Source organism: Cesiribacter sp. SM1, from assembly GCF_020178975.1.
Taxonomy (GTDB): Bacteria; Bacteroidota; Bacteroidia; order Cytophagales; family Cyclobacteriaceae; genus Cesiribacter.
The window spans coordinates 1-13,349 of the sequence record NZ_JAHXBU010000038.1 but is presented as its reverse complement, the minus strand read 5'-3'; the positions used below and the strand labels follow the sequence as shown (position 1 = coordinate 13,349).

At 46.7% G+C, this 13,349-nt stretch carries 13 protein-coding genes; 2 read left to right on the top strand and 11 right to left on the bottom strand.

Going from position 1 to position 13,349, the window contains the following annotated elements; genetic code table 11:
- Positions 1-112: 112 nt before the first annotated feature.
- Positions 113-1,282 (bottom strand): ferredoxin--NADP reductase, encoded by a 1,170-nt coding sequence (locus KWJ01_RS04085; RefSeq protein WP_224995149.1) that lies wholly within the window; start codon positions 1,280-1,282, stop codon positions 113-115.
- A gap of 222 nt (positions 1,283-1,504) precedes the next feature.
- Between KWJ01_RS04085 and purB the strand changes: the two genes are divergently transcribed.
- Positions 1,505-2,857: an adenylosuccinate lyase gene (purB, locus tag KWJ01_RS04080; RefSeq protein WP_224995148.1), complete on the top strand. Its 1,353-nt coding sequence runs from the start codon at positions 1,505-1,507 to the stop codon at positions 2,855-2,857.
- A 44-nt stretch (positions 2,858-2,901) separates the two neighbouring features.
- On the opposite strand, the gene KWJ01_RS04075 is transcribed toward purB, so the two are convergent.
- Positions 2,902-3,216, bottom strand: coding sequence for a hypothetical protein (locus tag KWJ01_RS04075; RefSeq protein WP_224995147.1), 315 nt, complete (start codon positions 3,214-3,216; stop codon positions 2,902-2,904).
- Between the two features lie 180 nt (positions 3,217-3,396).
- Positions 3,397-3,813, bottom strand: coding sequence for a hypothetical protein (locus KWJ01_RS04070; protein ID WP_224995146.1), 417 nt, complete (start codon positions 3,811-3,813; stop codon positions 3,397-3,399).
- Between the two features lie 96 nt (positions 3,814-3,909).
- Between KWJ01_RS04070 and KWJ01_RS04065 the strand changes: the two genes are divergently transcribed.
- Positions 3,910-4,677 (top strand): class I SAM-dependent methyltransferase, encoded by a 768-nt coding sequence (locus KWJ01_RS04065; RefSeq protein WP_224995145.1) that lies wholly within the window; start codon positions 3,910-3,912, stop codon positions 4,675-4,677.
- A 186-nt stretch (positions 4,678-4,863) separates the two neighbouring features.
- Here KWJ01_RS04065 and KWJ01_RS04060 read toward each other — a convergent pair whose 3' ends face one another.
- The 8 genes from KWJ01_RS04060 to KWJ01_RS04025 form a co-directional block, all read right to left on the bottom strand.
- Positions 4,864-5,820: a glycosyltransferase family 2 protein gene (locus KWJ01_RS04060; RefSeq protein WP_224995144.1), complete on the bottom strand. Its 957-nt coding sequence runs from the start codon at positions 5,818-5,820 to the stop codon at positions 4,864-4,866.
- 1 nt (position 5,821) lies between these two features.
- A complete protein-coding gene (locus KWJ01_RS04055) occupies positions 5,822-6,793 on the bottom strand; it encodes a glycosyltransferase family 2 protein (RefSeq protein ID WP_224995143.1) in 972 nt (323 codons plus the stop codon).
- The gene (locus tag KWJ01_RS04050; RefSeq protein ID WP_224995142.1) at positions 6,794-7,351 is read right to left on the bottom strand and encodes a DUF4199 domain-containing protein; all 558 of its coding nucleotides are present in this window, start codon (positions 7,349-7,351) and stop codon (positions 6,794-6,796) included.
- 4 nt (positions 7,352-7,355) lie between these two features.
- Positions 7,356-7,904 (bottom strand): DUF4199 domain-containing protein, encoded by a 549-nt coding sequence (locus KWJ01_RS04045; RefSeq protein ID WP_224995141.1) that lies wholly within the window; start codon positions 7,902-7,904, stop codon positions 7,356-7,358.
- The gene (locus KWJ01_RS04040; RefSeq protein ID WP_224995140.1) at positions 7,885-9,168 is read right to left on the bottom strand and encodes a dihydroorotase family protein; all 1,284 of its coding nucleotides are present in this window, start codon (positions 9,166-9,168) and stop codon (positions 7,885-7,887) included. Before KWJ01_RS04040 ends, KWJ01_RS04045 begins: the two co-directional genes overlap by 20 nt.
- Positions 9,165-11,165 carry a BatA domain-containing protein gene (locus KWJ01_RS04035; protein ID WP_224995139.1) on the bottom strand — a complete coding sequence of 667 codons (2,001 nt, stop codon included), beginning with the start codon at positions 11,163-11,165 and terminating at the stop codon, positions 9,165-9,167. Before KWJ01_RS04035 ends, KWJ01_RS04040 begins: the two co-directional genes overlap by 4 nt.
- 298 nt (positions 11,166-11,463) lie before the next feature.
- The gene (locus tag KWJ01_RS04030; protein WP_224995138.1) at positions 11,464-12,390 is read right to left on the bottom strand and encodes a sterol desaturase family protein; all 927 of its coding nucleotides are present in this window, start codon (positions 12,388-12,390) and stop codon (positions 11,464-11,466) included.
- Between the two features lie 475 nt (positions 12,391-12,865).
- On the bottom strand, positions 12,866-13,349 hold a 484-nt coding region (locus tag KWJ01_RS04025), incomplete at its 5' end, for a transposase (RefSeq protein WP_224995137.1).

Sequence of the window (13,349 nt, the reverse complement as noted above, 5' to 3'; positions counted from 1 at the left end):
TTTGTGTTGCTGAGTTATATGTTGTTTTTCAGCACAGCATATAAACATCAAATAAAAAGCCGCTGTAGAATTTACTTCTACAACGGCTAAAATGCTTATTAATTGGTCTGCACTATCCTATTTCTATGATTACATCATCAGTTTTAGGATGGCCAACGCACAGCAGCACGTAGCCCTCTTCTTTTTCAGAATCTGATAAGCCCTCATCTTCGTCCATATGCACTTTACCGCTCATGCATTTACCGCGGCAGGCGGTGCAAAGGCCACTCTGGCAAGAGTAAGGCAAGTCTATATCCAGGTCCAATGCGGTTTCAAGAATGGTTTTATCAGGCTCTACAGAAAATTTGTATTCCTCTCCATCCAGAATAACCGTTACCTCACGTGTTTTCGGCCCCTCTGTGGCACCCGCACCAGGAGTGGCAAGACCAGGTTCTTCGCTTACCTTTTCAGTTTTTCCGGCTACAAAGCTTTCTTTATGTACCTGTGCCTTTGGAATATTCAAAGCCTGCAGGGTCTGGTCCACACAGATCATGAGGCCCTCTGGCCCGCAAACAAAGTACTCTACCTCTGACTGGGGCCATTTGGGTAGCTGCTCCAGCAATTGTGGCAGGTTGGCAGGTGTCAGTAATCCCGATGGTCCAGTCCAGCCTGCAGGGGGCTGATCCAGCACATGAATCACATGGAAGCGGCTGCTGTACTGTTGCTGCAGCTCTTCAAGGCCTTTTTTGAAAATGATACTCTCGAGATTACGGTTGGCATATACCAGCGATACCTGACTACCTGGCTCCTGCGCCAGCACCGATTTTGCTATAGACATCAGTGGCGTTATGCCGCTGCCTCCACCCAACAGTACAATATGGCGACGTTTTGCTGCATCTGGTTCAATGGTAAAATGGCCCATGGGCTCCATTACCTCCAGGGTATCGCCTGCACGCAGCTGGCTGTTCAGAAAATTAGAAACAAGCCCTCCCTCTACCCTTTTTACAGTTACTGCCGGGTACGGATCGGTATAGGGCGAGGTGCAGACAGAGTAGGCTCTGCGCACTTTTTTACCTTCCACAGTTGGAATAAGGGTAAAGAACTGGCCTGGCTTATAGGTGATCTTTTTATCGGCAGGATGCTCAAACACAATGGAAATGGCATCGGGGGTTTCCTGTACAACCTCCCGTATGCGCAGGTTCAGGTAATGCACCGATGTGGAAGGTTTCTTCGCTTCTGGCGCTGGTGTTACTTCCGGTGCTTTTTGTACTTCTTGTTTCTTTTTAAAAAATCCAAACGGCATGCGTTCTTTCGTTAATCTACGTATGATCTAATGCTTTCAATACTGATGAAGTGCTGCAGCCATAAAGATGCTATTTTGCAGCTGCGACTTACAAAAGTAGCAAGGAAATGCGTAAGATATAACCCTGCTACTATCAAATACGGTTTTAGCGCCTCTCTGTTTGGCCTGAAGATAGCTTGATACCGGAATTTCTCTTATTTTTAGCGCATAATTATCTCGGACATGAATCTGATTTCGCTAACGGCCATATCACCGGTAGATGGCCGGTACCGCAGCAAGGTAAAAGAGCTGGCTCCATATTTTTCTGAATTTGGCCTTATTCGCTACAGGGTACAAATTGAGGTAGAGTATTTTCTTGCCCTTTGCCAGCTGCCACTGCCACAGCTAGAGGGCGTGGAAACCCGCCAGTACGAGAAGCTTCGTCAGCTGTACCTTAATTTTGGCATCAACGAAGCCAAGGAAATTAAGGAAATTGAAAAAACGACCAACCACGATGTAAAGGCAGTTGAGTACTTCCTGAAAAACAGGTTTGAGCTGCTGGGGCTGGGCCAGTATAAAGAGTTTATCCACTTTGGACTTACCTCGCAGGACATAAACAACACAGCCATTCCCCTATCGCTGAAAGAGGCGGTAAATGAACAGATGGCACCTGTTTTAAAGCAACTGCGCGAAACACTTAAAAAGCTTTCGCTGGAATGGCTCGACCAGCCCATGCTGGCCCGTACCCACGGACAGCCTGCTTCTCCTACCACTGTTGGAAAGGAACTGGGGGTATTTGTTGCCCGCCTGAAAGAGCAGGTTAAACTCATACAGATGGTGCCTTATGCAGCGAAATTTGGCGGGGCCACCGGCAACTTTAATGCACATGCTGTTGCTTATCCTGATATTGACTGGCTTGAGTTTGGCAACGACTTTGTAAACAACTGCCTGGAGCTAAAGCGCAGCCACCCCACCACCCAGATTGAGCACTATGATCACCTGGCTGCACTGCTGGACAATGTTCGCCGCATCAACACCATTCTGATTGACCTGTGCCGCGATATATGGCAGTATGTATCGATGGGCTATTTTACCCAAAAAACCAAAGAGGGCGAAGTAGGATCTTCGGCCATGCCACACAAGGTAAACCCTATCGATTTCGAAAATGCAGAAGGTAACCTGGGCATTGCCAACGCCCTGCTGTCGCACCTGTCAGAAAAGCTGCCCATTAGCCGGCTGCAACGCGATTTAACAGACTCTACCGTGCTGCGTAACCTGGGCATGCCCATGGCACATACCCACATTGCCTGGAAATCGATACTGGTTGGCCTGGAAAAGCTAAAGCTGAACAAGGCTGCCATCGATAAAGACCTGGAGGATAACTGGGCTGTGGTGGCAGAAGCAATTCAGACGATACTGCGCCGCGAAGGCATACCTAACCCTTATGAGCAGTTAAAAGCCCTTACCCGGGGCCAGGGCAATATTACTGCAGATACTTTCAGGAAGTTTATCAATGAACTGGAAGTGAGTGATGGCATAAAAGAAGAGCTTAGGCGAATCAGCCCCCACAACTATACCGGCATCATCAGCCTGTAAGCTGACTAAGCCTGTGCGTGTACAACTAAAAACAAAAACCAGCCTTATACGCTGGTTTTTTCCTTTATAAAACGGGTGAGTTCATGTATCTGCTCTATTGAAAAATGGCTGCGCAGCATCTTTAAGTGATGTGGCGTTACAGTTTCCGGATCATCAATCAACAGGTTAGCGTAGGCTACTGCAAGGGCAATATGAGCCGGATCACCGGGCTGCTCATCATCGGAATCCATTTCGGAGAACACCACTGGCTTACCGGTGCGCTTGGCTATGGTTTCTTTTACAGCCAAAAGAAGTGCGGACGGCAGCATGTTGGCTGCGTAAAACCCGCTATCTGACGTATGAACAGAAGATTTATCCATATACAAGGCGAGTATACGGTTAAATTCTGGAAAAGAAAACATAACATTCACTTAACATAGAAAAAGCCAGCCCAATGGGCCGGCCTTAGCATTAAGTTGTATGAAGAGGAATTACTGATGCAAATGTAGCAGCCAGTTACCTCTTGCTGGTTATCGGAATATTATCCATTCATGAATTTACTAACCGTAAAAGTCGCCTGTTTTTTCTCTGCACTTCTTTACCTGTTTATTGAGGCGGTGATGCCAGAAGGGTCCGTTTTTAAGCAGCAGGGCAAACTTCACCCCAAAATTATGAAACCGCATTTCGGTTGCTGTTAAGCTGCCATCCTGGTCGGGAGGCATCATTACATACCTGAACCCCATTTTCTCTGTATAATCTTCCATGCACTTGTTGCCCAGCAGGGTACCCCTGGTATTGGTACGGTACAGGTGCATATATTCTTTAGCAGCCGCCGGCTCATTTTTCATTCTGGCGCTATAGCTGGTGTTGCCCGTTGCATTCTTATTCTTCTTATTAGATTTCTTCTTCTGGGCATGCAGCGGCTGTGCCACCAGCAAACATAGCAGCATCAGTAAAAAGGGTATAGATTTGTTCATATGTTTCAATCTTCTGCCTTCTGTTAACCAAGTTTCCCCTCACGAAGCAGAATAGCACCGTAGTGTTTGCGGTGCATTCTTTATATTTGCAAAGGTATGGTAAAAAACATCATCAGCTGGGTAATACGCAAAGTACCCCGCAGGCACCTGCAGTTATTCAGCCATCATGTATTAAAGGTAGCTGCAATTTTGTACAGAGGCAATGGGGTAAACTGCCCTGTTTGCAATCATAATTTCCGGAAGTTCCTGCCTTATGGCAGAAAAGCCCGTGAAAATGCCCTTTGCCCTAATTGCCTGGCACTGGAGCGGCACCGGCTCATGTACCTGTTTTTACAGCGAAAGACTCCTTTTTTTACCAAACCCCTTAAAGTGCTGCACATTGCACCGGAGCTGTGCTTTATACACCGTTTTGAGCAGCAGAAAAACCTTGATTACGTTACTGCCGATATAGAATCGCCGCTGGCAAAGGTAAAAATGGATGTGCACCAGATTCCATTCGAGGAGGCTACCTTCGATGTGGTATTTTGCAACCATGTGCTGGAACATGTAACCAGCGACCTGCAGGCCATGCGCGAAATGCACCGCGTGCTAAAGCCGGGAGGCTGGGGTATTATGCAGATACCGCTCTTTCACCCCCTGCCGGAGGTTACCTACGAAGATTTCAGCGTTACCACCCCAGCCGAAAGAGAAAAAGCCTTTGGCCAGGACGACCATGTGCGCCTCTTTGGCAAAGACTATCCTGACCGCCTCCGCAGCGCCGGCTTTAAGGTAACAGAAGACTGGCTTGCACGTGAATTACCCCCTGAAGAACAGCAACGCTATGCCCTGCCCCAGGAACCGGTGTATTTTGTGCAAAAGGTGTAGTAGATGCTAACTGAAAGCCGCAGCCGTTAATACTTTTTTAGTAGTTAGAATAAACCTGTGCCCCCGCCAGACTGCACGTACAGGCACTGATGCCATCTGCGTGGCTGAGATGACAACATATAGAGAGCATCCATGTGACATTAACAGAAGAAGATAAGTTTTGCTACAGGCCCAGCCATTAGCCCATTACTTCCCCTTTAGCCCTTCTTCGATAAAGCCAATGCCATAGGCCCAGAGTTGTACAAAGGCTGCGGCTACGCTAAGTGTAGCTACCTTAAGACTTTTATTCTGGCGAAGGCTGTCTGCAAAGATAAGCCCGAAAAACAGGAGGTACAGAAACAGGAGCGCCAGGAACAGTTTACTGCTTATGAGCCAGCTTAGGGCCAGTACCAGGGTTCCTGCTACAAAAGCGGCGGGAAAGGCGTGTACAAGCTTTATTTCTTTTGGAAAAAAACGGCCTATGTTGATCCGTGCCCTGCCGAAGAAGTGCAGCTGCCGGTAGAATTGCTGAAGGCTGGTGCGACGCTTGTGGTATACATAAGCTTCGGGAATAAGGCCCGTTTTAAAGCCCATGCTGTTAATGCGGATGCTAAACTCAATATCTTCGCCCATGCGGGTAATAATGTAACCCTGGGTTTGCTCCCATACCCGGCGGCTGATGCCCATGTTGAAGCTACGCGGATGGAAAGCACCAATGCGCTTTTTACCGCCCCTGATACCACCTGTGGTAAAAGGTGAGGTCATGCTGTAGCTGATTGCCTTTTGCATGTCTGTAAACCCGCTGTGTGCCCTGTCGGGCCCACCCCAGGCATCAAGCGGTTCCTGCTGTAAATGTGCCTCTACTGCCTCAAAATAATGCTCTGGAATAAGGCAATCGCTGTCGAATACCACCAGGTACTCTCCCTGTGCCCGTTCAAAACCAAAGTTGCGGCTAAAGCCCTGCCCGGTGTTTTCTTTCGAAAAGTACCGAATAGTAAGTTTTGCAGCCCACTTTTCTGCAATATGTTTGGCAGGGCGGCTGCTGCCATCCTCCACCACCAGTACTTCAAAGTTAGTGTAGCGCTGCCGGCTTAAGCTCTCCAGCAGCTCGTCCAGCTCTTCGGGGCGGTTGTATACAGGAATAATAATGGAATACCGGTACATGCTAGTGCAGTCCTACCTTTTCTATCACCAGGTATTTGTTTTCCCGTTCAGAGATCATCGCCAGCATTTCGGCAATAAATCCGGTCATGAAAAGCTGCACCCCAATAATGAGCGCTACCAGCGCCAGGAAAAAGAGGGGCTGATCAGTTACTGCCCGCACAGATTCGTGTAGGTACCAGTTATTGTATACTTTCCAGCCTATCATCCAAAGCGTTATGAAAAAGCCAAATATAAATGATAGAGCACCCAGCACGCCAAAGAAGTGCATGGGCTTTTGCCGGAATTTAGAAACAAAGGTAATGGAGATCAGATCCAGAAAACCTGTTACAAAGCGCTGCCAGCCAAACTTGGTTTCGCCATACTTGCGGGGCCTGTGCTGTACTACTTTTTCTCCTATTGATGAGAACCCCCTCCACTTGGCAATAACAGGAATATAGCGGTGCATCTCGCCATAGATGTTAATATTCTTTACCACCTCGGATCGGTAGGCTTTAAGGCCACAGTTAAAGTCGTGCAGGGGAATACCGCTGATCTTGCGGGTAACCCAGTTAAAGAATTTGGAAGGAACGGTTTTCCCGATGGGGTCGTGGCGCTTCCGCTTCCAGCCCGACACAAGATCATAGCCACCCGCTGTAACCATTTTAAACAGTTCCGGCACCTCATCGGGGCTGTCCTGAAGGTCGGCATCCATGCTGATCACTACCTGGCCCCTGCTGGCGTGGAAGCCTGTATTGAGGGCCGCCGATTTACCATAATTGCGGTTAAAGCGAATGCCCCTGATATGAGGGTTGGTCTCAAACAACTGGCGTACAACCGACCAGCTTCTGTCGGAGCTGCCATCGTCAACCATAATAATTTCATAAGTAAAGCCGTGCTCTTTCATAACGCGGCTTATCCAACTACACAATTCAGGCAGCGATTCCTCTTCGTTGTAAAGAGGAACCACCACCGAAATATCAATACGCTCTGACATTTAATAAACGTGCTCCGGATGATTGTTTTTTGTGAAGGCTGATATGATCAGCGACAGAATAAAAGCATAAAAGAGCGTGCCAATAATACTGAAGATGAAAAGCATGCCTGGTGACATCATCATTTCCACCATTTCCATAGACTGATCAATCTGTGCATCAGCCATGCCCATCTCTTCATACTGGTACCTGGTTTCATCCAGCCTTTCCTGCATCACATTAGGATCAACAAAGCTAATATAAATAAAGCTGAAAATACCTACCAGCAGACCAGTGACCAGGCCCAGTACACTTCCCATTCCAAGCCCCTGGCCATAGGTCATATAGCCCTCATTTTCTTCTTTGAAAGCCCTGTGGGTAAGTACAATGCCAATAATGAGTGAAAAGAGGGTAAATATACCCGATAACCACTGATTGGTTGCTTCTCCAATCAGGTACATAATCAGGGAAAATACTACCAGTATGGCACCGGTAATCAAACCACCTTTTGAGCCTTTGCTCCATACGGTAGGTGCTGTTGGGTGGGTGGTGGTACTGTTGTGATGAGTTGCAGGTTCCATAGGTTTATTTTTTAAAGAAAAGGGTGATGATACCTGTAAAGAACAGGCCAATCAGGGTCTTTTTCAGCAAATCATCCAGCGCCAGGTCCATGGCTGTAATGCGCTTTACTTCTGCAATGGCCTTATCATAGGTCTGCTGCCCTAAATCCTCTATCCACTTCTGCGGATCATCCGTAAGCACCGCCATATTTTCCTGCTGGTGCCTTATGAGCAAGCCTGTATCTGCGTAAGATAAAAAAATAAAGATAAAAAGTGCAGAAATCAGGGCAAGGCTTGTGTAACAAACAAAACTTACCGTCATGCCCTGGGAGTAAGTAAGCTTACCTCCCTGGCGGTAATCTCTGAATTCTTTAAGGGTAAAGAATATAAATATGGGTAGTATCACAAAATCGAAAATGCGCAGCATGCTCACTGGATTTTCCTTAAGCAGCCACATCACCAGAAAAAAGACAATGGATAATACACCTCCGGTAACTCCGTATTTCAGGCCTGTACTCAGCCAGGGGTAACTTTTCTTTTCTTCTGCTTCCGTATCAGCCAACCCTGATGCCATCTTCATCGATATAAACCTTTTGATATACAATAACCCCTACCGCTTTTCCCCTTAGTGCCTGCTGCCAGTGGGGCGAATTTTCAGAGCGGGAGCGGTTGCTGCCTTCATCCAGCACCCAGGAGGCATCCGGCACAAAAAGGGTACAGCAAGCCTCCTGCCCTTCGGCAAGCTGGGGCTGTGGTATACCTAATACCCTGCGCGGCCCTTCCGTAAGCTTTTGCACGATAAGCTCCTGGGAGAGCTCAGGCAGGCTGCACAAAGCAGCATAAGTTGTTTGCAGGCCAATAGCACCGAAAGCAGCCAGATCAAACTCAAGGCGCTTGTTTTCGGTATCTTCAGGCCGGTGGTCGGATACAATGGCATCTATGGTACCATCCTGCAGACCCCTGAGCAATGCCTGCCGATCCTGTTCGGAGCGCAGCGGCGGGCTTAGCTTAAAGTTTGTGTCAAAATCCATCAGCTGCTCATCTGTGAAAATGAGGTTATGCACGGCAACATCGGCAGTTACAGCCAGGCCTTCTGCTTTGGCCTTGCGAACAAGCGCTACTGCTGCAGCTGTAGAAAGACAGGAGATGTGCATGCTGCCGCCTGCATAACGAAGCAGTTCCAGGTCGCGCTGCAGGGCAATTTCTTCTGCCAGCGCAGGTATGCCCTTCATGCCCAGCAGGGTGCTGTTGATACCTTCGTGCATTTGCGCTCCCTGGGCCAGCCGCGGCTCTACCGGCTGATTCATAAAGACTCCAGCTGTTTTCTGCAGGTACTGCAGGGTACGCACGATCAGGGCCGGATCTGACAACGGATGTAGGCCATCTGTAAAGGCCAGAGCTCCTGCCTTGTACAGATCCAGTATTTCCGTTAGCTGCTCCCCTTTTGCACCCGTACTTACTGCTGCAGCAACGTGCAGGCGGGTAGGACTACTTAAGCGGCTGCCCCGTATAAAGTGAACAGAGTTTTTTGAATCAACTACCGGTTCGGTGTTAGGCATCAGCAGTACATCAGTATATCCGCCGGCTGCGGCAGCACTGCTGCCACTTTCCAGATCTTCCTTATACTCCAGCCCTGGCTCGCCAAAGGTAGCCCTTAGGTCAAACCAACCTGCTGACAGGTGCAGGCCTGGCACACTAATAACCTTATCGGCTTCTGCTTCTGTGGCAGTTGCTGAAGGTTTGATGGAGCGAATTACACCATCTTCAATAACGATATGGTAATTGTCGGAAGAAAAGCCGGGATGGATAACCCGTACGTCTTTGATGAGAATTTTCATTTCCAGAAACGTATTAAGAGCACCTCACACAAGAGGAAGAGCAAAGCTAACAACAATGTCCACTTCCACAGCATAACAGCACCAAAATTAGCTTGCATTTCGTTGCCTTCACCGGCTGATACGGCATCGTTCAGTACTTCAACATGCGGAAGTTCTTCTGCACTGGCATTGAGTACCTCTATGCCTACCTGCTCCGGAATAGATTCTTCCTCCGCATGGTTAAAGGCCAGCAACTGTTCTACTGAATCTTCAGCCGTGAGGCTGTAAAAGCCGGGTTGCAGGGTATATGCCGGCACATCCAGTAAAAGGGAGCGGTTGTTGTACTGCTGTGCAGGAATAATTTCTGCTTCTTCTCTTTCCAGGCGGTACACCCTGTTTTGTGTTTGCTCCCCTACCTGAACATTAAAAACACTCTCCTGTGTATTAAAGTAAAGCGGGTTTGTAACACTCTTGCTCTCAAAGGCTATTTTATACATAACTGGCACAAATAAAGCATGCCTGTGAAAGTTTGTATAGTCATCTGTGAGCGGGGAGGCAAACAGCCATACATTTCCTATTTCTCCGGCAAATGGGCTACCGGTCTGCAGCATTAGAATATTATTTGCCCTGCCTGCCCAGCTTATTACAGGCCTGGCCTGTGGCGTAGTAAAGCGGGCATTATTTTCTTCGAAAATACCTTCGAAGAAAGGATTATCTACATTTGGTGGTGCTAAGCGCACGGTACTTTCTGCCTGCACCGGCTGCACGGCAACCCTTTCTGTAATGCGATCTGCAGTACCTCCGGCAGCTTGTGGATGGGGTATGTATACGAGTGTACCTCCTGCCGCCGTATATTCCTGCAAAGCTGTTAGAATAGAAGAAGAGGGTTGCTCTAAACTGTTTACCACTACCAGGTCTGCCCAGCCTAATTCAGAAAAATTAAAATTGCCGGCTTCTCTGCTACGCAAACGGAAAAGGCTGCTATCAGCAAAAACCCTGCTAACTGGTGTTGATGCATTATCCTGTGTAAGTTCCAGGATGTTGACCGGATCTCCTTTTCGCAGCACAAAGTAAAACTCATTATCAAAGTTTATGGGATAATCTACCAGTTCCAGCTTTGCCCTGTTGAGCTTATCTATGGAGAAATTAAGCGGAAAAGAAACCAGTTCCTTGCCATTGGCTGGCACTGTTACGGTACTTGTTGCTATCTGCCGGCCGTTTACAGTAAGTTTGAGAGGAACATCTGCCGTACTGGTACCAGTATTTGTTACCCTTACCTGCAGGGTGTTCTGAATATTGGGCAGGTAGTAAGGCTTATCGAGGTAAACCGAATCAACATAAAGATTTCTGTGCTGCTCGTACTGGAGCGGTACCAGGAAGTAACGGTTAGTACTATCTGCAGCCAGTCCATTCAGGTTTTGTGGCCAGCTGCTCCGCTGCATATCACTGATCAGGAAAACATCGCGCTGCGACTGTTCTTCAACATTTGAGCGGACAGATAACCTCTCAAGCACCTCTTCCAGGTTTCTGCTACGGCCAGCCAGTTGCAGTTCCGTTAACTTATCGCTGATGATTTCAGCGCTGTAATAGTACTGTTCTGATGATTCAAACCCATTGGTGAGCAACCTGAATTTAGTACCCTTTGGATAATTAGTTAAGATGCCGTTCGCATACCTGATGGCAGCCTCAAAAGCTGTCAGTCCCTCTTCTACATCATTCGTCATGCTGTAGGAATTATCGAGGTAAATATCTACCAGCCGGGCTTCGGCCTGGTGTGGTCCAGGAATATAAGGCCTTGCAAACGTAAGGATCAGAAACAGGAGAAAGCCAAGGCGGCACAGCAACACAAGCAGGTGCTTGAGCCTTCGCTTTGTCTGGCTTACCTGTTTTACCTGTTCCAGGAAACGGGTATTTGAGAAGTAAACCCTGCGGACCTTCCTGAATTGAAACAGATGTATGATAACCGGAATGGCTAGCGCCGCAAGCGCATATAGAAAACCAGGAGCAAGCAAATTCATGTTCAGCTAAATTAAACAGCTGCGGGCGTATTACAAATACATTTATCAGCCTTGGCCTGATTAACGCTTAAATAGTGCTAATCATATGTAAAAAAAGGCTGTATCACTAAAATCTCCTGTTATTCTACAGCATGGGCCAAACACAGTGAATGCAGCACTTATGTGTTAAGAGCTGCATTCCATCTTATTGTTCAACATTCTGTTCCAAACCGATGTATCTGTTAAATACCTGGTTTACTCAATAAACGCTGAGGTAATCGCCACTGCTGTGTTAAGGCTTTGCAAAGTACAATATTTTTTATGCAGCCGGCTTTGCAGCAGATGGAGCAATCTTATCTTTACCCGCCTGTACATTTTCTGGCAGTGGAGCTGTTTCCAGCACAGGTCCGCCCGGAGGGCCAAATAATATATTCCAGCCTTCCTTAAAGCTCTTACACTTTCTTAGATCCGACCAGATATCCATCCACTCGTGGAAATTCAGATAAACGGGGTTATACGGATGCTTGATTGGCTTAGTGATACCATATACTACTTTTTCTCCTTCCGGTTCAAAGGTTCCGAACAGGCGGTCCCAAATGATAAAAGTAGATCCATAGTTTTTGTCGATGTACTGTGGATTAGTACCATGATGCACCCTGTGATTAGATGGCGTTACAAAAATGAATTCAATTGGTGCTGGTAGTTTTTGGATGATGGGAGAATGTATCCAGAATTGGTACAACACGGCAATCTGGTGGCACAGGAAGAAAACTATGGGATCGAAGCCCATAAGGATAACAGGAACAAAAAAAATGATTTTGATATACTGGGTCCAGCCAAGGCGAAAGCTAACTGTAAAGTTGTATTCTTTCGACGAATGGTGCGTTACATGTGTAGCCCACCAGAACCTCTGCTCATGTGCAATTCTATGAGCCCAATACCTGAAGAAGTCAATGGCTATAAAACATAGAATGAAGGTCCACCACTCTGTTGGAATTCTCCAGGGGATCAGTGTAAAAAAGAAAAGCAGGAAAGTAAAATTGATCGTTTTGAGCAGCAGGCCTATACCCACATTGGTTAGTCCAATAACTGTTGCTGCTGCAGAATCTTTGGGATCATATATTTTAATTTTTTTCCTGGTACTGATGATCCATTCCACGACTACCAATGAAAGCAGTACCGGAACAGCATACGGCATAATGCTATAAGCCTCTAGTTTGTCTAGATATAAAATAATTTGATCCATTTTCTTAAAAATTAGTCTTCGTTTAGGCTGCTGTTTCTATACATATACATCCATTTTTCTAAGCTTTTGTTTGCTAAAAATCCAGCCTATCGTTCAAAAAAGTGTACTAGAATTTGGGATGCAGCACATGAAATTTCTCTCTACTAACTCAAAGTACTAACCCATAGCTTCAATTACCAATTTCTAAACCCTTTTAAATCTTATTCTCATTATTTATCATGCTCCCTGTGATTTTCCTTGAATATGAACAAGCTCAAAACATCTAAGCCCTAGCAGCTAATCATCCAGGGCATAGATTGTACATATCAATGTTGTATCAAAAAATTTCACAGCCATACAGTTTCTCTTAAGTAGAAACTATAGAGGGCAAAGGCATAAATGAGAAGTTCCTTGTGAAGGAAAGCAGAAGGTATAATGAATAGAGGAACAGCCATAAAAAAAAGGGATCAAGCGGAAAAGTTGTGGAGGGGTAGAATCAGGCATAGATTTTACTTAATCTAAAAAAGAAGTCAATGTTTCTCACGCCCCTGAACTGGCTTCTGAAGGCTTTGATTTTGGCGTTGAAGGATTCAGCAGAAGCATTGGTGCTTCTGTTGTCAAAGAAGTTGAGAATGCTTAGGTAGTGGTTCTGAATAGTTCTGGCTACTGTAGAAAAGGATTTGAAGGCTGCTTTTTCTACTTTGTTGTACCAGATGGCAAGCTTCTTAAAAGCTACTTCTCTTACCTTTGTCTGCTGGTAGATAGCAGCCAAATCCCTGGAGAGGTTGTAAGCTTGTTCCAGGGCAGGATACCTACTAAAGAGGATCTCTGCCCGATGAGCTTGTGAAGCAGACCAGTTGCTTTTGTTCTTAAACAGAAGATACCTGCTTCTGGCCAGCAGCTGTTTTAAGGAGTCTCCGTTTTCCAGCCTATCAGGGATAAAGTTACACCCCAACTCCTTTGCCAGTTCTATCTCCTTA